Annotated in this window: 19 protein-coding genes; 11 read left to right on the top strand and 8 right to left on the bottom strand. The window is 36.6% G+C overall.

The features are described 5' to 3' along the window. Positions 1-151: 151 nt before the first annotated feature. The 11 genes from mvaD to B5X51_RS04895 all read left to right on the top strand — a co-directional run bounded on the left by mvaD (position 152) and on the right by B5X51_RS04895 (position 9,450). A complete protein-coding gene (gene mvaD / locus B5X51_RS04945) occupies positions 152-1,258 on the top strand; it encodes a diphosphomevalonate decarboxylase (protein WP_079719786.1) in 1,107 nt (368 codons plus the stop codon). Then, a complete protein-coding gene (locus B5X51_RS16085) occupies positions 1,254-1,517 on the top strand; it encodes a DUF4160 domain-containing protein (RefSeq protein ID WP_217699536.1) in 264 nt (87 codons plus the stop codon). The genes mvaD and B5X51_RS16085 overlap by 5 nt, the downstream gene beginning before the upstream one ends. Then, on the top strand, positions 1,492-1,752 hold the full coding sequence (locus B5X51_RS04935; protein ID WP_079719784.1) for a DUF2442 domain-containing protein: 261 nt from the start codon (positions 1,492-1,494) through the stop codon (positions 1,750-1,752). The genes B5X51_RS16085 and B5X51_RS04935 overlap by 26 nt, the downstream gene beginning before the upstream one ends. Further along, on the top strand, positions 1,749-2,687 hold the full coding sequence (locus B5X51_RS04930; RefSeq protein WP_079719783.1) for a mevalonate kinase family protein: 939 nt from the start codon (positions 1,749-1,751) through the stop codon (positions 2,685-2,687). The genes B5X51_RS04935 and B5X51_RS04930 overlap by 4 nt, the downstream gene beginning before the upstream one ends. An 11-nt stretch (positions 2,688-2,698) precedes the next feature. Further along, entirely contained in the window at positions 2,699-3,604 is a 906-nt protein-coding gene (locus tag B5X51_RS04925) for a geranylgeranylglycerol-phosphate geranylgeranyltransferase (RefSeq protein ID WP_079719782.1), read from the top strand. A 22-nt stretch (positions 3,605-3,626) separates the two neighbouring features. After that, positions 3,627-4,103, top strand: a complete 477-nt coding sequence (locus tag B5X51_RS04920; RefSeq protein ID WP_079719781.1) for a nucleoside deaminase — start codon at positions 3,627-3,629, stop codon at positions 4,101-4,103. Positions 4,104-4,197: 94 nt separating this feature from the next. Next, complete coding sequence (locus tag B5X51_RS04915) at positions 4,198-5,040, top strand: pseudouridine synthase (RefSeq protein ID WP_079719780.1); 843 nt, start codon at positions 4,198-4,200, stop codon at positions 5,038-5,040. Between the two features lie 285 nt (positions 5,041-5,325). Next, a complete protein-coding gene (locus tag B5X51_RS04910; protein WP_079719779.1) occupies positions 5,326-6,729 on the top strand; it encodes an arginine decarboxylase in 1,404 nt (467 codons plus the stop codon). A gap of 45 nt (positions 6,730-6,774) precedes the next feature. After that, positions 6,775-7,650 (top strand): agmatinase, encoded by an 876-nt coding sequence (gene speB / locus B5X51_RS04905; RefSeq protein ID WP_079719778.1) that lies wholly within the window; start codon positions 6,775-6,777, stop codon positions 7,648-7,650. After that, positions 7,643-8,614 (top strand): deoxyhypusine synthase family protein, encoded by a 972-nt coding sequence (locus tag B5X51_RS04900; protein WP_079719777.1) that lies wholly within the window; start codon positions 7,643-7,645, stop codon positions 8,612-8,614. Before speB ends, B5X51_RS04900 begins: the two co-directional genes overlap by 8 nt. A gap of 209 nt (positions 8,615-8,823) precedes the next feature. Then, positions 8,824-9,450 carry a lipid-A-disaccharide synthase N-terminal domain-containing protein gene (locus B5X51_RS04895; RefSeq protein ID WP_079719776.1) on the top strand — a complete coding sequence of 209 codons (627 nt, stop codon included), beginning with the start codon at positions 8,824-8,826 and terminating at the stop codon, positions 9,448-9,450. Here the strand turns inward: B5X51_RS04895 and B5X51_RS04890 are convergent. The 8 genes from B5X51_RS04890 to B5X51_RS04855 all read right to left on the bottom strand — a co-directional run bounded on the left by B5X51_RS04890 (position 9,421) and on the right by B5X51_RS04855 (position 18,260). Beyond that, positions 9,421-10,806 carry an MptA/MptB family glycosyltransferase gene (locus tag B5X51_RS04890; RefSeq protein WP_079719775.1) on the bottom strand — a complete coding sequence of 462 codons (1,386 nt, stop codon included), beginning with the start codon at positions 10,804-10,806 and terminating at the stop codon, positions 9,421-9,423. The genes B5X51_RS04895 and B5X51_RS04890 overlap by 30 nt on opposite strands. 124 nt (positions 10,807-10,930) lie before the next feature. Next, complete coding sequence (locus tag B5X51_RS04885) at positions 10,931-12,397, bottom strand: cellulose synthase family protein (RefSeq protein ID WP_079719774.1); 1,467 nt, start codon at positions 12,395-12,397, stop codon at positions 10,931-10,933. Next, positions 12,397-13,182, bottom strand: a complete 786-nt coding sequence (locus B5X51_RS04880) for a glycosyltransferase family 2 protein (RefSeq protein WP_079719773.1) — start codon at positions 13,180-13,182, stop codon at positions 12,397-12,399. The genes B5X51_RS04885 and B5X51_RS04880 overlap by 1 nt, the downstream gene beginning before the upstream one ends. Further along, positions 13,183-14,766, bottom strand: a complete 1,584-nt coding sequence (locus tag B5X51_RS04875; RefSeq protein WP_079719772.1) for a 4Fe-4S binding protein — start codon at positions 14,764-14,766, stop codon at positions 13,183-13,185. Between the two features lie 49 nt (positions 14,767-14,815). Beyond that, the gene (locus B5X51_RS04870) at positions 14,816-15,385 is read right to left on the bottom strand and encodes a transposase (protein ID WP_079719771.1); all 570 of its coding nucleotides are present in this window, start codon (positions 15,383-15,385) and stop codon (positions 14,816-14,818) included. 53 nt (positions 15,386-15,438) lie between these two features. Next, complete coding sequence (locus B5X51_RS04865; protein WP_079719770.1) at positions 15,439-16,725, bottom strand: NAD(P)/FAD-dependent oxidoreductase; 1,287 nt, start codon at positions 16,723-16,725, stop codon at positions 15,439-15,441. Positions 16,726-16,825: 100 nt separating this feature from the next. Further along, positions 16,826-17,638, bottom strand: coding sequence for a purine-nucleoside phosphorylase (locus tag B5X51_RS04860; protein WP_079719769.1), 813 nt, complete (start codon positions 17,636-17,638; stop codon positions 16,826-16,828). Beyond that, positions 17,631-18,260 (bottom strand): TIGR04282 family arsenosugar biosynthesis glycosyltransferase, encoded by a 630-nt coding sequence (locus B5X51_RS04855; protein ID WP_079719768.1) that lies wholly within the window; start codon positions 18,258-18,260, stop codon positions 17,631-17,633. The genes B5X51_RS04860 and B5X51_RS04855 overlap by 8 nt, the downstream gene beginning before the upstream one ends. Positions 18,261-18,268: the final 8 nt, after the last annotated feature.

The following is an 18,268-nucleotide window of genomic DNA, read 5'->3' as shown; positions in this document are numbered from 1 at the left end:
CGAGTACCGTCCCTACTAAAATAAAAATTTATTTGGAGAGGGAAAGAAAATTCCCAAAACATAAAACATATCTTTGCCCACTAAGTATGATTTAAATGTTCAATCCAACGCTTTAAGCTTCGGCAAGAGGTGTGTTTACTAAAACGTTGCTATGCGCGAACAGGATTTTATTCCAAAGCAATTTTTAAACAAAGTAGAAAAAGGAGAAGTAACCTGGAAGTCCCCCAGCAATATAGCCCTCGTGAAATATTGGGGAAAAAAAGAAAATCAGATTCCGGCTAATCCTTCGGTAAGTTTTACCTTGAAAAATTGTAAAACTACCACAAAGATGGAGTTTCAGAAGAAACCGGAGCCATCTGCAACTTTTGATTTTGAACTTTATTTTGAAGGAAAAAAGAAAGAAGATTTTAAACCAAAAATTCAGCAGTTTTTTGAACGTATTGAGCAATATGCTCCGTTCTTAAAAGATTACAAGCTGACTATAGATACTGAAAATTCTTTTCCACACAGCAGCGGGATAGCATCTTCTGCAAGCGGGATGAGCGCCCTTGCGCTTTGCGTAATGAGCCTGGAAAAAGAATTGAATCCTGAACTTTCTACTCTTGCTGAGATTACGAATGAAGCGTTTTTTTATAGGAAAGCTTCTTTTTTAGCCAGGTTAGGTTCTGGAAGCGCCTGCCGTAGTTTGGAAGGCGAATTGATTGAATGGGGCGAGCACAAGAATATCCCAGGAAGCAGTGATTTATTCGGAATAAAATATCCGTTTGAGATTGATGAGGTTTTTAAAAGTTTCCAGGATACAATTTTGCTGGTAGATAAAGGACAAAAGCAGGTAAGCAGTAGTGTTGGCCATAAATTAATGCACGGCCATCCATTTGCTGAAGAACGTTTCGCCCAGGCGCATTCAAATTTAGATAAATTGAAGCAAGTTTTTGCTTCCGGAAATTTAGAAGAATTTATTGCTATTGTAGAAAGTGAGGCGCTTACGTTGCACGCAATGATGATGAGCAGCAATCCTTATTTTATTTTAATGAAGCCTAATACGCTTGAAATCATCAATAAAATATGGGAGTTTAGGGAAAGCACTAAAACTCCAATTTGTTTCACTCTCGATGCCGGTGCCAATGTACACCTGCTTTACCCGGAAAAACATAAAGAAAAAGTTTTAGAATTCATTAAGAATGAGCTTGTTGCCTATTGTGAAAAAGGGCAGTATATTTGCGACCAGGTTGGAAAGGGAGCAGAAAAGCTAAATTAAACTAATACCCACAATATTTAACGAAAAGGGATTTCGGTTCTTTTTTTATTCAAATGAGCATCTTCCAAAACATATTCATGTTACTGGAAAAGGGGGCGAAGTTAAAATTGAATTAGATTCCTTAACTTTGGTATATAATTTTGGAGTGAAAAAGAATGATTTAAAGGCAATTATGGAAATTGCTGAAAAGAACAGATTCTTTTTTATTAAAAGTGGGACGAGTTTTACAAACTATGAATTTAACGGAAGCGCATATTAAAATTAACGAAGTGAAGTTTAGGGAAGGGAAAGTTTTTTTTCTACTCGAAGACGGTCGTGAGATTGGCGCTCCTTTAAAATGGTATCCTAAATTAAACCAGGCTTCTGAAGATGAACTCCTGGATTTTGAAATTTCGCCGGGTGGTTATGGCGTGCATTGGAATAAAGTAGATGAAGATCTTTCTGCTTACGGAATGCTAAATTATAGCCAAGAGAAAAATACCAAAACAGTATGAAAGGACCTTTATTTTATTCAAAAATCTTACTCTTTGGAGAGTACGGAATCATTAAAGATTCCAAAGGTTTATCCATTCCTTATAATTTTTATAATGGAGCTTTAAAAGTAGATGAAGATCCTTCTGAAGCTGCGATTGCCTCTAATAGAAGTTTAAACCGTTTTGCTGATTACTTAGGTGAACTGCAGGTAAACAATCCTGATTTGGTGCAATTTGATTTGACAAAACTTAAAGCTGATATTAAAAAAGGCATGTATTTCGATTCTACTATTCCTCAGGGGTATGGTGTGGGAAGTAGTGGTGCTTTGGTGGCGGCTATTTATGATAAATATGCAACCGGAAAGATCACGGTTTTAGAAAATCTTACCCGTGATAAGTTATTAAAACTGAAAAAGATTTTCGGAGAAATGGAGTCTTTTTTCCACGGAAAATCTTCAGGCTTAGATCCTTTAAATAGTTATTTAAGCATTCCTATTTTAATTAATTCTAAAGATAATATTGAACCGGCAGGAATACCTTCCCAAACCGAAAATGGACTTGGTGCCGTATTTTTATTAGACAGTGGCAGTACCGGTGAGACAGGCCCAATGGTGAATATTTTTATGGAAAATATGAAGCAGGAAGGCTTTAGACAAATGCTTAAAGAGCAATTTGTAAAACATACCGATGCTTGCGTAGAAGATTTTCTTAAAGGAGATGTGAAGTCGTTGTTTTCTAATGTAAAACGTCTTTCTCACGTGGTGTTGGATAACTTTAAGCCAATGATCCCCGCTCAATTTCATAAACTTTGGAAACACGGTATAGATACTAACGATTATTACCTCAAGCTTTGTGGTTCTGGTGGTGGTGGCTATATCCTGGGTTTTACAGAAGATATTGAGAAAGCCAGAAAATCACTTAAAGATTACAAATTAGAAGTGGTTTACAACTTCTAAACAACCCTTACATGGCGTCTATTTCTAACAAGCGCTTATTGCTGAAAATGTTTAGTTTATTTTCGGTGGTTCGCGGGTATAATATTTTGGTGCTTATTTTAGCACAATACCTTACATCAGCCTTTATTTTAGCACCAGAGCTACCTTTAAGAGAAATTCTTTTTGACGATAACTTATTCTTTCTTATTCTTTCTTCTGCAACGGTAATTGCTTCTGGATATATTATCAATAATTTTTACGATAGTGAAAAAGACCTAATAAACAGGCCTAAAAAGACAATGCTTGATAGGTTTGTAAGCCAACGCACCAAGCTTTCGGTTTACTTTATTCTCAATTTGCTGGCTATATTTTTTGCCAGCTATGTTTCATTTAAAGCCGTAGTCTTCTTTTCAATTTATATTTTCGGCATTTGGTTGTATTCCCATCGTTTAAAACGGATTTTATTTCTTGGAAATCTGGTAGCCTCAATACTTACCATTACGCCTTTTTTTGTAGTTTTTATATATTATAAAAATTTTGAAACGGTAATCTTTATTCACGCAACCTTCCTTTATTTAATGATCGTGATGCGCGAGTTGGTGAAAGATTTGGAGAATATGCAGGGCGATTTGCTTCAAAATTATCATACCATACCAATAGTATATGGAGAGAAACTCAGTAAATTTTTTCTTTCTATCTTAAGTATTTTAGCGATAATCCCAACGGTGCTTTTAATTAGGCGTTTTGATACCGGTTATATGGAATATTACTTTTATACCTCTCTTATTTTATTGGTGTTTTTTACGCTGTTTTTATTTTTCAGTAAAGTGAAATGGCAATTTTTACTGTTACACAATATTTTAAAGTTTATTATTGTAGCCGGAGTTTTTAGTATTTTGCTTATCGATATTGATGAGGTGCTAAACCGTGTTTTTTAAGATTTAAATTCAAAAGTTATTTATGGAAAAAGATCATAGCTATTTTCTTAAAAGAGCTATTCAGTTAGCAGAAGAAGGAATGGATAAAGGTTCTGGCGGCCCATTTGGTGCTGTAATCGTAAAGAATGGAAAAATTATTGCCGAATCCAGTAATAAAGTAACTTCTACCAACGATCCTACCGCACATGCCGAGGTGGCAGCAATAAGAGAGGCTTGTGAAAAACTGGGGAATTTCCAGTTAGAAGATTGCATTCTTTATACATCTTGTGAGCCCTGCCCAATGTGTTTGGGTGCTATTTACTGGGCGCGGCCTAGCAAAGTGTATTACGCTTTAAGTCGGGAAGATGCTGCCAGGATCGGTTTTGACGATCAGTTTGTTTATGATGAAATTGCTCTTAATATGAACGAGCGTAAGATTCCTTTTATTAATATGATGCGAGAAGAAGGCCTTCCAATTTTCCAAAAATGGGAAGCAAAAGGCGATAAAATTGATTATTAGATACGCTATTTTTAGTATAAATCAGTATAAAAACTTTCAATTAAATAGAATGCCACTCTAAATCAATAGAGTACCTTTGCAAAAAATTAGCGATATGAGTAGAGACGATAAATCTAAAGGCGGAAAGTTTAGCGGAAGACAGGGCGGTGGTAAGACCAAGAAGTCTTTTGCCCGCGGTAACGCACCCATTAAAAAGCAAGCATCAGCCCCTAAAGCCCCTTCTAAGACCGATGGAATTCGTTTAAATAAATATATTGCCAACGCCGGGATTTGTTCCCGCCGTGATGCCGATATCTTTATTTCTGCCGGAAATGTGACCGTTAATGGAAATATTGTAACCGAAATGGGCTTTAAAGTAGCGCCAACCGATGAAGTGAAATTTGACGGAAGAAGTGTTAATCCAGAAAAACCTGAATATTTTGTTTTAAATAAACCAAAAGGTATTTATGTAACTGGAAGTATTGAGAAAGGTGGGAAAACAGTAATGGATATTATGGCAAAAGCCACTAAAGCAAAACTGGATCCCGTAGGTAAATTAGATACCCAGGCCATGGGCCTTTTGTTGTTCACCAACGATGGTACTTTAGCTAAAAGACTTGGTAAACCCAAAAATGGAATTAGACAAATTTACCAGGTAAACTTAACCAAGCCACTTTCAGTAGAGTATTTGGAGAAAATTAGAAATGGAATTTTCCTTGAAGATGGAAAAGTGAATATACAGGACGTTAGTTTTATTGCTGACAGGCCTAAGAATGAAGTTGGTATAGAAACTAAAAGTACCAAAAACCACGTGATTCAAAGAATGTTTAAAAGCATGGGATTTGAGGTTGAAAAACTGGATCGTGTAGTTTTTGGCGGACTTACAAAAAAGGATCTGCCAAGAGGTCGTTTTAGAAGGCTTACAGATCAGGAAGTTATAAATTTAGGAATGCTTTAAAAAAAGTAATTCCGTATTAAGTTTTTTAATATTTTTGAACCGGATTAGGAGACTCCTTTTCCGGTTTTTTATTTTGAATTTATAATGTACCTATTTAATTGACAGGAATTTATTATGCCGATGATAGACGAGCCTTTTCGTCTACTAAAATTCTTTGTTTAGCGCCCTTTCTGCGCTTTATTTCAAGCGCTTATCATTTTTTCTTAACATTAATTTACCACTCAATTTTTTTGATGCGAAAAATTAATGCCTAATTTTTATCTCTAATACATATAAACTTATCAATTGAATACAAAATACAGCGATTTAATAGACCAGACCTATTACTTTCCGCAGGAAGAATTTACCCTGGAGGGAACAGAATTAAAGTTTCACGATATAGATCTAATGGAGTTGATCAAAGAATACGGAGCTCCATTAAAATTCACCTATTTGCCTAAGATTTCCCAAAACATTCACAGAGCCAAAAAATGGTTTGCAGATGCCATGGAAAAACACGATTATAAGGCTAATTATAATTATTGTTATTGTACAAAAAGCTCTCACTTTCAACACGTTTTAAATGAAGCTTTAAAGAACGATATCCATATTGAAACCTCTTCGGCATTTGATATTAATATTGTGGAAGAATTAAAAGCATCTGGGAAAATTACCGATGATACTTATGTGCTTTGTAATGGCTTTAAACGCGACCAGTATATAGAAAACATTGCGCGCTTGCTTAATAATGGTCATAAAAACTGTATGCCCATTATAGATAATTATGAAGAGATAGATCTACTTTCAGAAAAAATAGAAGGGAAATTTCCTATTGGAATAAGGATCGCCTCAGAAGAGGAACCAAAATTCGAATTCTACACTTCCAGGCTTGGAATTGGTTATAAGAACATTGTTCCGTTTTTCAATAAAAAGATTAAGGAAAATGAGCAGGTAGAACTAAAGATGCTGCATTTCTTTATCAATACCGGGATTAGGGATACAGCTTACTACTGGAACGAGCTGCAGAAATGTTTACGGGTTTATGTAAACTTAAAAAAAGTTTGTCCAGAGTTGGATAGTTTAAATATTGGAGGCGGGTTTCCAGTTAAGAATTCCCTTCATTTTGAGTACGATTATGCTTATATGGTAGATGAGATCATCAACCAGATTAAATTATATTGTGAAGTAGCTGAAGTTGATGTCCCCAATATTTTTACTGAATTTGGAAGTTTTACCGTGGGAGAAAGCGGCGGCGCTATTTATGAGATTTTATACCAAAAGCAGCAAAATGATCGTGAGAAATGGAATATGATCAATTCTTCATTTATCACCACCTTACCAGATACCTGGGCCATTAGCAAGAAATTTGTAATGTTGGCCATAAACCGTTGGAACGATGAGTATGAGCGGGTTTTGCTTGGCGGTTTAACCTGTGATAGTGACGATTATTATAATTCAGAGCAGAATGTAAACGCTATTTATCTTCCTAAGTTTAAGAAGGAGAAACCATTATATATTGGCTTTTTTAATACAGGAGCCTATCAGGAAAGTATTGGTGGCTTTGGAGGCTTGCATCACTGTTTAATTCCGCAGCCAAAACATCTTTTAATAGATAAAGATTCAGATGGGAATATAAGCACTAAGCTTTTTAGCGAGCAGCAGGATGCTAGTGATATGCTAAAAATACTGGGCTATAATGGTGCCAAATAAAAAATTAATAACTTTATATAACCAACAACCAATTAAGCATTTACAATGAACAAAAAGAATTACGCCGGAATACCAGATAAATATTCTCGCATAGACGATGCGACAGTGGTATTGATCCCGGTTCCCTACGATGGCACCAGTACCTGGCAAAAAGGATCTGATAAAGGGCCTGAAGCCTTTTTAGAAGCTTCAGAAAACATGGAACTTTACGATATCGAAACCCGCAGCGAAGTCTATAAAAAGGGAATATATCTCGCACCACCGGTTACAGAAAATTCTTCTCCAGAAAAAATGGTAGAAGCGGTTTATAAAACCACTAAAAACTACATTAAACAGGAGAAATTTGTGACGCTTTTTGGTGGCGAACATTCTATTTCTATTGGTTCTATAAGGGCATTTAGTGAAAGTTTTCCAGACCTTACGGTTGTACAACTTGATGCACATGCCGATCTAAGACCAGAATATGAAGGTTCTTCCTGCAACCACGCTTGTGCGGTTCATGAAGCCAGTAAAACGACAAATCTTGTTCAGGTGGGAATTCGGTCTATGGATGTTTCTGAAGTAGAGCATATGGACGATAATCAGGTTTATTTTGCTCACGATCTTTACGAAGACTGGCAGGATGATGCCATTGGACAAATGACGCCAAATGTGTTTATTACTATAGATTTAGATGCTTTTGATCCTTCTATCTTGCCATCTACCGGCACCCCGGAGCCAGGCGGACTTTTCTGGTATGAGACCCTGGAGTTTCTTAAAATGATGTTCAAAAAGAAAAATGTAGTAGGTTTTGACATCGTAGAACTTTGCCCAAATAAAAATGAAAGATCATCAGATTTTCTTGCGGCCAAGTTGTATTATAAAATGTTGAGCTACAAATTTAAATATCAAAATTATAACGAAGAAGACGAAGATGAGTAAAGGAGCTATTTCTCAATTTATAGAAAAATATTATTTACATTTTAACTCGGCTGCACTTGTAGATGCGGCCAAAGATTACGAAAAGCAACTTCAGGGCGGTTCTAAAATGTTAGTTTCGCTTGCCGGTGCTATGAGTACAGCAGAACTCGGTAAGATTTTTGCCGAAATGATAAGGAAAGATAAAGTACAAATCATTTCCTGTACCGGTGCCAATTTAGAAGAAGATGTGATGAATCTCGTGGCGCATTCACATTATAAGCGTGTGCCAAATTATCGCGATCTAAGCCCGCAAGAAGAATGGGATCTGTTAGAAAAGGGCCTGAATAGGGTTACCGATACCTGTATTCCGGAAGAAGAAGCTTTTAGAAGAATTCAGAAGCATATTGTAAAGATTTGGAAAGACGCCGAAGCTAATGGAGAACGTTATTTTCCGCATGAATTTCTTTATAAATTATTGCTTTCAGGCGTATTGGAAGAGCACTACGAAATTGATCTAAAAGATTCCTGGATGTATGCTGCAGCAGAAAAGAATTTGCCAATTGTAGTTCCCGGATGGGAAGATAGTACCCTGGGGAATATTTTTGCTTCCTATGTGTTAAAAGGCGAACTAAAAGCCAGCACTATGAAATCTGGAATTGAGTATATGACTTTCCTTGCAGATTGGTATACCGACAATTCTAAAAACGGAATTGGATTTTTCCAAATTGGTGGCGGAATTGCCGGCGATTTCCCAATTTGCGTTGTGCCTATGTTATATCAGGATATGGAGCGTACTGATACACCTTTTTGGAGTTACTTTTGTCAAATATCAGACTCAACTACCAGTTATGGATCTTATTCGGGAGCAGTTCCTAATGAGAAAATTACCTGGGGAAAATTGGATATAGATACACCAAAACATATTATAGAGAGTGATGCTACAATTGTGGCACCTCTGATTTTTGCGTATTTGTTGGATATGTAATTAACATAGAATTATAAGTGTTTAAAGCTGTTCGCCTACATTATTTTGTGTAGTATTGAACAGCTTTTTTTATGGGTGAAATTTACTCGATAATCAATGTCTAAAGGCTCCGGGACTTACCTCGAAATTCAAAATATTTTTCATTTGATGCCTAATGGACTTACCGCGAGGTGATTTATTAATTCCCCCGGATCTAATTTAGTTGAAATATGAGTAGTAGTTGGTTTATTTATGCGATTGGTTTTTTAGCCCAGCTTTTATTTTCCGCGCGTTTAGTGATGCAGTGGATCAAATCTGAGAAAACAAATAAAATTGAAACGCCAACGCTGTTTTGGAAACTTAGTCTTCAAGGTGCGGTGTTATTATTTATCTATGGATATCTTCGGGATGATATGGCTATTATGCTTGGGCAACTATTAGTTTATGGTGGCTATTTTAGAAACCTACAACTTCAGGGAGAGTGGGAGAAGTCTGGAATTATGTTTAAAATCTATGTTATCGCTCTACCAATCCTTATTGCATTATATCTCATTTTCCTAGGTCAATTAGATTGGGCCGATCTTTTTAAAGGAGAAAATATTTCTACATGGATAATAGTTTTGGGAATAGTGGGACAACTCGTGTATACTTCACGTTTTATTTATCAATGGATTCATGCCGAAAAAAATCAGGAATCAGATTTACCCTGGAATTTTTGGGTGATTAGCCTTTTAGGGTCCGGTCTTATTTTTATTTATGGAATATTAAGGTACGATCCCGTTTTACTCGCAGCCCACTTTTTTGGAGGCCTGGTTTATATTAGGAATTTAATTATAATAAGGAAGTCTCGTAAGTAGCTTTGACTTAAAAATTTCGAGCAGAAAAATCCCAATTACTACAATATATTCAATCCCAATTAACCAGTAATTCTCCCGGAATCCGGCCTCAGTATAAGCCGAATAACTTAACACGACCAAAAAAGACCAAACTAGCGCAAACCTAAATTTAGTAAAAACCGAAAGTAAAAGTGGCGTGGTAATATACCAGGGATGCACCGTGGTAGCTAGAAAGAAATAGGCTGAAACTCCCAGAAGCATGGTGCCAATTAGCTTTTGGGTAGAATTATTTCTTCGGAAAAAGGCCAGTCCTGCTAGAATTAAAATTACAATTAAGGGTAAGATCTTCCCGGCGGTGGCAATAATATTATATCCTTTCAGTTGAAATCCAACCCATCTAACTACGTAATAAATACTCGCATTAAACTCGAATTTCTGAAACCATAGCGCGATACTTGTTGAGAAATTTGAGATAAATTCCGAAGAAATAAAAGGCAGAAAACTAGCTATTACGGTTAGCCCAACTATAAAATAATAGCCCAGGAGTTTTTTGAAATTTAGAGCTTGAATATCTGAATTTTCTATCTTTTTACTTTTTATAAAATAATTCCATAGCAGCGGCAAAAACAATAAAGGAAGCAATTTAACCGAAACTGAAATTCCCAAAAGCATCGCACTCCAAAGCCATTTTTTTTGATGCAATAAGTAAATTGACCAGATTAAGAAAAAAAGCATTACACCTTCAAAATGTAGATTTCCGGTGAGTTCTATAATGATAAAAGGATTGAGGATAAACCAGAAGATCTGCTGCGCAGGTAGCTTTAATTTTAGCAATAATTTTCTTCCAAAATATAGCGTCCCTAGGTCAGCCAGGATGATAAAAAATCGCATCACGACCACAGAACCCAAAATACCTCTCCCTCCTAAAAATGTTGAAATCGCAAATAGCAATTGATTTATTGGTGGATAACTGGTGAAATTGCCGGCACTTAAACTGCCCATTCCCTGTAGTAGTTTTTGCTCTGTGAATTCGAGAGAAGTTGTGAGTTCTTTCAAATCATTAGGCACCGATAAATATGGGTTTATTCCTTCCAGGATCAATTGTCCGTCCCAGATAAAGCGATAAAAATCTTGCGAAAGATTTGGTGTGGCTGCAATAAAGACGAGTCGGAATAGAACTGCGGTTCCGGCTAACAACCAAAAATTATTCTTTTCTAACTGAATAAGCTTAAAACTGATAAAAAACAAGCCGGTATAAAGACTAATCAATTTTATAAAATCAGCACGGTTTAGATCGTAAGCGAAAGACCAATAAAAAGCAATTCCTGTTAAGATTAGGAGGATGGAAAACTTATGATTTTTAAGGAAATCTGACACGGCATATTTTTATTGAAAATTAGTTGTCATTGCGAGGGACGAAGTAATCTGTACTTGGAGTAATAATGAAGAGATTACTTCACTTCGTTCGTAATGACGCAATTACGGTTTTTGATTCATTCTACTATATTCTCACCGATCTAAAAACCACAAAACCAAAGCCTATAAATAACATCAAGTGAAAAATAGCCAGGCTAAAATCGTTCAGCATAAAAGCGCTATAGACTCCGAAACCAAAATACAGCCATAGCGCGAATTCAACTGCAATACTTAATGAAAATTTCTGCTGAATATAAATATTCTTTTTCCAGGAATCGTTCAGGGAACTTACATTGAATTTTGGGGTTCTAATGAAATCCGATTTTTTCCCCAAATGTCCTTCCAGAACCGCCAGGGAGTTGTGAACAGAGAATCCCATCGCTACCGAGAAGAAAGTAAAGAACATCCCTATAAAACTCAAAAAACTTTTAAAGCTTTTTCCGTGAATTTTCGCGTAGGCCGTGTAATAACATAGAAAGAAAATTACCGTGCTTACTAAAAAGAATGCCACAAAATTAAAATACCAGCCAAACTGCGGATTATTGTTTTTAATAAATAATACCGGAATACTTAAAACTGCTAAAACCAGAATAATTAAAAACATACTGGAATTTAGAAGATGAAAGAATGCGTGAAATTTCGTCCCGACGGGAACCGATTTATCTTTTAGTAACTTCTTGAAGTTCTTTTTAAAATTCTCTGCAGCACCTTTATTCCACCGAAATTGTTGCGAACGCGCCGCGCTTATTGCCACCGGTAGTTCGGCTGGGGTTTCAACATCTTCCAGGTATTTAAATTGCCAGTTTTTAAGTTGCGCGCGGTAACTAAGGTCAAGATCTTCAGTTAAGGTGTCTCCGCTCCAGTTTCCTGCATCTAAAATACATTCCTTTCTCCATATTCCGGCGGTGCCGTTAAAGTTGATAAAATGCCTGCCAAAATTACGGCCGGTTTGTTCCAGGATAAAATGAAAATCTAATGCAAAAGCCTGGATTTTGGTGAGTAGGGAGTAATCACGATTAATATGTCCCCAGCGGGTTTGCACTACCCCGATTTCAGGATTTTTGAAATAAGGCACTGTTTGTAGCAACCAATCTTTTTTAGGTAAAAAATCTGAATCGAAAATGGCGATAAACTCTCCTTTTGCGATTTTTAAACCTTCTTTTAAAGCACCGGCTTTAAATCCGCTTCGGTCTTTTCGGGTAATATGTTGGATGTCGAGTCCGGTTTGCTGGAGTTCTTTTACTAACAGCTCAATTTTTTTAATGGATTCGTCAGTAGAATCGTCTAAAACCTGGATCTCTAATTTTTTACGTGGATAATCAATTTCCGCAATATTTTTCAACAGGCGTTCCACGACATAGAGTTCGTTGTAAAGTGGAAGCTGAATGGTAATAAAAGGAGTTTCGGAAGGATTTTTAAGGTCGAATTTTTCTGAAGCATCCACTTCTTTTTTTGCCTTTAGGTAATTCAATAATAATTGCAGCTGCGAGATACTATAAAAGAAAATAAATAGCAGGGCAAGTGTGTATATGATGATAACGGCTAAATCCATTATTTGAAGCTGTATTTAAAGATCCAACCCAGTATTTTAACTCCTGCAAAGATAGCACCTTTTACAGTGCCGGAAACTTTTGAGGTGCCAATCCTGTTTTTATAATGTACCGGCACTTCGGTATAAGAAAATCCTTTTTTTAAGGCTTTTAATTGCATTTCTACCGTCCATCCGTAAGTTTTGTCCTGCATTTCAAGTTCAAGCAACTTGTGGTATTTAATTGCTCTAAAAGGACCCAGATCTGTAAACCTGGCGTTAAAAAATAATTTCATTAGGGTAGTTGCCAACCAATTTCCGAATATCTGCGGAAAAGTCATTGAACCTTTTTCACGCCATCTTTTAACCCTGGAACCAATAACCAAATCTTTATTTTCCTTAATAATTGGGTTGATGATTTTAATTAGTTCGGCAGGGAAATCGCTGTAATCTCCATCCAGGAAAACGATAATACCGGGTTTGTTTTCTTGTTTTGAAATATAATCCATTCCCTTTAAACAGGCGTAACCATAACCTTTTCGGTTTTCCCGAAGCACTGTGGCACCTGCATTTTGGGCATTTTTTTCGGTAGCATCGGTGGAATTGTTGCTTACCACAATGACTTCCTGAACAATCTCCGGAATTTCTGCAATAACTTTGGCTATGGATTCTTCTTCGTTATAAGCCGGAATAATTACTTTAATAACTTCAGAAGACTCGATTTCTTCAGATTTAACTTTTTTAAAGGAATTGTTTTCTGATCTATGCTTCGTTTGATTGCCCTGAGGTTCTAGATTTTCTTGCGGCATTTACTTCGATTTCTGGTTTACCAAATCCATTAAATCTACATCATTTCCCAAAAGCACTTCTTCCGAGTTTATGCGCCCGTCCATATCGTCATTTTCGAGTTTTAAAACGCCGCGCGGGCAAACTGCCGAGCAAATTCCGCAGCCTACACAGCTGGAGCGCACTATATTTTCACCTTTTTGAGCATAAGCGCGTACATCAATTCCCATTTCGCAATAGGTAGAGCAATTTCCGCAGGAAATACACTGGCCGCCGTTTGTAGTAATCCTAAATCTTGAAAAAAGTCGTTGCTGCATTCCTAAGATGGCTGCCATTGGGCAACCATAGCGGCACCAAACGCGACTCCCAAAAATTGGGTAAAAGCCTACGCCAATAACTCCTGAAAAAGCGGCACCAATCAAAAAGCCATACCATTCTCTAAGTTGATAACCTCCGAAGAAAAAGATATTCCCATTTCCGCTGAAATAATTGAGGGTTATTATTGATAGAATCACTACTAAATAACCAATCGCACCATATTTAGCATCCTTCGCCAATTCTTTACGTTTAAAGATCATAATTACGGCAAAAAGCAAAGTAAGAAATCCGGCAGTACCCCAAAGAAAAACATCTTTGGTAAGCCAGAAATCATTGGCGCTGTCGCCTAAAAATGAATATAAAACCGCGATGGTCATTACCGTAACAAAAACCAATACGCTATGAATCACCCAGCGTTCAATTTTCCAGGCATGTTGAGATTTGTCAGAAAGATGGCGGTAAGGGTCGCCGGCGGTTTCTGCGAGGCCACCACAGCCACAAACCCAGCTGCAGTACCATCGTTTTCCATATTTATAAGTTAAAATAGGGGTAATTACAAAGATTGAAATCAAACCAAAAGCTAGCATAATTACGCCAACATTACCTGCAGAAAGGAATTCGTTGATCTTATAATCGGTAAACAGATCGTAGTTAAGTGGCCAAATATTTGCGGGATTATAGTAAGGCTGATTCAACCGAATTAAAATTTCGGGAAGTAGAAATGCGAAACCCAACTGAAAGAACATCACCGAAAAAGTACGAATTACCTCGTAGCGATTATTGCGGTATTTTAAAATAAATTTATAACCAAAAGTGAGGATAGCCAGGGTGTAAAGCGTTCCATAAACAAACCATTGGCTGGCAGGATTCCCGCTAATCAAATAGCTTAATGGATCGAATAAAGATATGATTCCGGTATTTTCTCCATCGGCATTTAATCCTAAATACTGCGGGAACCAATATAGCACTACGTAAAAAAGTGTAAGAACAATTCCAAGAACCCAGGCCCAAAATCCGCGCCCGCTAAGCGATTTAAACCAAACTCCGTCGTTTTTGATACCGGCGTGTTTGCCGAGGTATAGATCATTTGCAAAGATTACCGTTCCTAAGGCAATAAGTCCTAAAGATAAACTTAGGAATAAGGTTTTGCTGGGGAAGTTTACATTAGCCAGGGCAAGCACTAAAATAAAAAGCCCAACCAAACCTATGCCACTGGCCAAACGTTGGGTAGTAGAAAGCTTTGCCGGTGCCTCTGGTGTGAGAGACATATTGTGTTCTATTTTGCTCATATATTGTGCGTTAAACCTCACAGGTTTTCAAAACCTGTGAGGTTTGAGTTTATTCTAAAAAAATATTTTTATCCAGTTCAAGTATTTCTTCCTGTCTTTGAAAATGAACAGACGCGAAATTAGATTTATCATAAAAAAGGTCAATTATCTGCTCCTTGCTCAAAAAGGAATTTTCCGTTGAAATTATTTTTGAATAAGAGGAATGTCTATAGGCTCTAAAATCTTCTATTAACTTATGATTTCTCGGATTTAGATGAATGTATATAATTAAAGTTTCTAGGTATTCTTCATTTTCAATAATCTTCCGTTTAAAACGGTCTTGAAAAAGACTGCCTGAGCGGCTGTAAGCCTTATTTATAGCCTTGGCATATGCATTAAATAAATTCGAAAGAGCTTTAGAAATTTTTAAATTTGGAATATCAGTTTTGGTTTTTATTAGAATATGAAAATGATTTTTTATCAAACAGTAGGAGTAAATATTAGCTACAGGAATTAAATATTTTACAATAAGGCTGATGAAATAATCGTAATTTTTTTCTTCAAAGAATATAGACTGCTTGTTATTACCCCGATTATAAATGTGGTAGTACCTATCAGCGATTATTGGTTCATATTTCATATTCTAAGGTGTTTAGACCTCACAGGTCTCGGAGACCTGTGGGGTCTGTTTCATCAAGATTTCTTTAGATTCTCTTTAAAACTTTTAAAAATGTCTTTCTCGTAACGAGTATAAAATTCAGGATCAAAATTGGCTTGTTTTAGGTTGGCCAAGACGTGATCTATTTTTCTATTTTCATTTAACCATTGATCAAAAATTACATGACGCATCCTAATCCCGAAGGTGTTTATTCCAAGGAATTTATTAGAATTAGCATCAAAAGCGATAGTAATGGCTTTGGTGTTATCTTTATGCTGCCAGTGAAAATGCATTTCGTTGCCACCCGGTTTTGCTGAAACATTGCCGTAAGTTTGATATTCAATATCGAAGAATTTAGCTGAATTAAACCAGTTCCCGGGTTTGTATTTCATGGCATTCCCGGTTAAGGTTTGTGCCAGGGTTTCGCCCATCATACGGCCGGCATACCAGACGGCTTCAATAGGTTTTCGATGGGGTAGAGGCTCCCTTAATTGTACGCAATCCCCAATAGCATAAACGTCTTTAATATTGGTCTGGAGAAATTCATTAACCAGAATTCCTTTATCGGTTTCCAATGCAGATTTTTTAAGAAAATCTATATTGGGTCTAACCCCGGTACAAAGTCCTACCAATTGGCATTCAATTTCTTCGCCCAATTTTGTGATTATAGATTTAACGCTTCCATTTTCATCGCCAATAATCTTATCCAGTTCTGTTTTTTCTCTAAGATCTACGCCGTGGGATTTGATGTGTTTAGAGATCATTTTAGCATCCTGAATTGGCAATACATTATGCCAAAAAGCTTCTTCCCGAATCAGGAAAGTGACTTCAATATTTCGGGTTTTGAGCATTTCGGCGAGTTCAATACCAATTAAACCCCCACCAATAATTACTGCTTTTTTGCAGTTTTGCGTGTTTTCTTCCAGGAGCTCTAGATCCTGTTTAGAAACCAGGCCTTGCACGCCATTTAGATCCTGACCTTTCCAACCGAATTTATTATAAACTGAACCTGTTGCCAAAACCAGCTTATCGTAACTCATTGTTTCTTCTGAGGAAAATTGCAAGGTTTTTTCTTCAAAATCTATGGAATCAACCCAGGTTTTTTTTAGTTCAATTCTATTTTTCTTCCAAAACCAGTCTTCATAAGGTTTCAGGTGATTCCATTTCATATGGCCCATATACACATACATTAGCGCGGTGCGGGAAAAGAAATAATCGCTTTCCGCAGAAATCACGGTGATTTTTGCGTCGGAATTTTTCCTGATATGCCGCGCACAGGTAATTCCTGCAATTCCATTTCCTATAATAACGATGTGTTCCATATTTGCTCGATGATCGAAATTTAAAAAGCTCCAGGGCTTGCTTCGAAATTAAAGATTTATTTTCTAAATATCCTTTTGAATTTGTTCAGAGCAATTTTACTTAAACAGATTTTACTACTTCCTTAAAAAGCTTAATCATATTTGGTTCTGCTTTTGCGGCCATAGCAATAATTTCATCGATATTTACCGGTTTTAGGTTGTCTGGGTCACCTTCATCGGTAATTACAGAGATAGCGGAAACCGGTAGCTTTAAATGATTGGCCACAATAATTTCGGGGACGGTACTCATTCCTACAGCATCTGCTCCCAATACCTGCAACATTCTATATTCTGCACGGGTTTCTAATTGCGGACCTAAAAGTGCCGCATAGACTCCTTTGTGCAGTGTAATTCTTTCTTTTTTAGCGATAGTTTCAAATGCTGCATTCATTTCAGCATCGTAAGGCGCACTCATATCAACAAAACGCTCCCCCAATTGTGAGACCTCTTTAAATGCTAAAGGAGAATCTCCCAGCAAATTAATATGATCGTCAATTAACATAAGTTCTCCTTTTTTGAACTTTAAATTTACCGAGCCGGAAGCATTGGAAACCAGCAGTTTTTTTATACCCAGCTGATGCATAATGCGAACAGGAAAAGTTACATCTTGCATAGTATAGCCTTCGTACATATGAAAACGGCCTTGCATAACCATTATTTTTTTGCCTTTCAGTTCTCCAAAAATTAATTTCCCTTTATGGAATTCTACCGTTGCGGTTGGGAAATGCGGAATATGATTGTAGCTTACCTCAATTTCTATCTTGATTTCGTCTAAAAGTTGGCCTAAACCAGTACCCAGGATAATCCCGATTTCCGGGTTTTCAAATCCGTTTTCCTTCAGGTATTTAGTAGTTTCCTGTATATCTTTAATCATTTTTTAATTTATTGAAAAATTGCTGAAAATCTTTATGATCTTTAATATCTGAATAATAATCTACATCGTTCCTGGCTTCAAGGAATCCGATATTTTTTTCTTTTAAATCTTTTAAAGTATCCTCCAATACCGATGAGGTTCCCCATTCTTTTTCCTGGAAAACTTCCGGAAACAATTGATTCATTCCCAATAAATAATAGCCGCCATCTGTAGCCGGGCCAATTACCGCATCCTTTTCCTGAAGTAATTGAAAGGCTTTTTCCAGATCTTCCTGATTTAAATCGTAAAGATCGCTGCCAATAATTATAATATTCTTATAACCATTTTCAAAACCTTCTTTAAAGGCGTTCTTCATTCGTTCTCCCAATTCTTTTCCCTGCTGAAGGTTTTTAGAATAAATTTCAGGTTTCCAAATGTCGTTGTTGGCAATTGTTTCAGAATAATATATTTCTTTGCTAACGGCAAGATTTTTAGTAACCGAAACAGTATGGTTTAGTAAAAACTTATAAATTTCAAAAGCAGCGTTATTGCCTATATCTATGGCGAGCCGGGTTTTTACTTTTCCGGGTTCTGGATTCCTGGTAAAGATAATTAATAAAGCTTCGGTAGGTTTAAGGCTCAAAGTTTAAA

This window comes from Salegentibacter holothuriorum (genome assembly GCF_900168045.1).
In the GTDB taxonomy this organism is placed as follows: domain Bacteria; phylum Bacteroidota; class Bacteroidia; order Flavobacteriales; family Flavobacteriaceae; genus Salegentibacter; species Salegentibacter holothuriorum.
This window is presented reverse-complemented; position numbering and strand designations above follow the sequence as displayed.

What these genes read in the sequence shown, in the direction of transcription:
- B5X51_RS04895 (WP_079719776.1), top strand. Translation starts at nt 8,824, where the DNA reads ATGAGTAGTAGTTGGTTTATTTATGCGATTGGTTTTTTAGCCCAGCTT.
- speB (WP_079719778.1), top strand. Translation starts at nt 6,775, where the DNA reads ATGAACAAAAAGAATTACGCCGGAATACCAGATAAATATTCTCGCATA.
- B5X51_RS04870 (WP_079719771.1), bottom strand. Translation starts at nt 15,385, where the DNA reads ATGAAATATGAACCAATAATCGCTGATAGGTACTACCACATTTATAAT.
- B5X51_RS04930 (WP_079719783.1), top strand. Translation starts at nt 1,749, where the DNA reads ATGAAAGGACCTTTATTTTATTCAAAAATCTTACTCTTTGGAGAGTAC.
- B5X51_RS04875 (WP_079719772.1), bottom strand. Translation starts at nt 14,766, where the DNA reads ATGAGCAAAATAGAACACAATATGTCTCTCACACCAGAGGCACCGGCA.
- B5X51_RS04880 (WP_079719773.1), bottom strand. Translation starts at nt 13,182, where the DNA reads ATGCCGCAAGAAAATCTAGAACCTCAGGGCAATCAAACGAAGCATAGA.
- B5X51_RS04860 (WP_079719769.1), bottom strand. Translation starts at nt 17,638, where the DNA reads ATGATTAAAGATATACAGGAAACTACTAAATACCTGAAGGAAAACGGA.
- B5X51_RS04935 (WP_079719784.1), top strand. Translation starts at nt 1,492, where the DNA reads ATGAATTTAACGGAAGCGCATATTAAAATTAACGAAGTGAAGTTTAGG.
- B5X51_RS04900 (WP_079719777.1), top strand. Translation starts at nt 7,643, where the DNA reads ATGAGTAAAGGAGCTATTTCTCAATTTATAGAAAAATATTATTTACAT.
- mvaD (WP_079719786.1), top strand. Translation starts at nt 152, where the DNA reads ATGCGCGAACAGGATTTTATTCCAAAGCAATTTTTAAACAAAGTAGAA.
- B5X51_RS04925 (WP_079719782.1), top strand. Translation starts at nt 2,699, where the DNA reads ATGGCGTCTATTTCTAACAAGCGCTTATTGCTGAAAATGTTTAGTTTA.
- B5X51_RS04865 (WP_079719770.1), bottom strand. Translation starts at nt 16,725, where the DNA reads ATGGAACACATCGTTATTATAGGAAATGGAATTGCAGGAATTACCTGT.
- B5X51_RS04920 (WP_079719781.1), top strand. Translation starts at nt 3,627, where the DNA reads ATGGAAAAAGATCATAGCTATTTTCTTAAAAGAGCTATTCAGTTAGCA.
- B5X51_RS04915 (WP_079719780.1), top strand. Translation starts at nt 4,198, where the DNA reads ATGAGTAGAGACGATAAATCTAAAGGCGGAAAGTTTAGCGGAAGACAG.
- B5X51_RS04885 (WP_079719774.1), bottom strand. Translation starts at nt 12,397, where the DNA reads ATGGATTTAGCCGTTATCATCATATACACACTTGCCCTGCTATTTATT.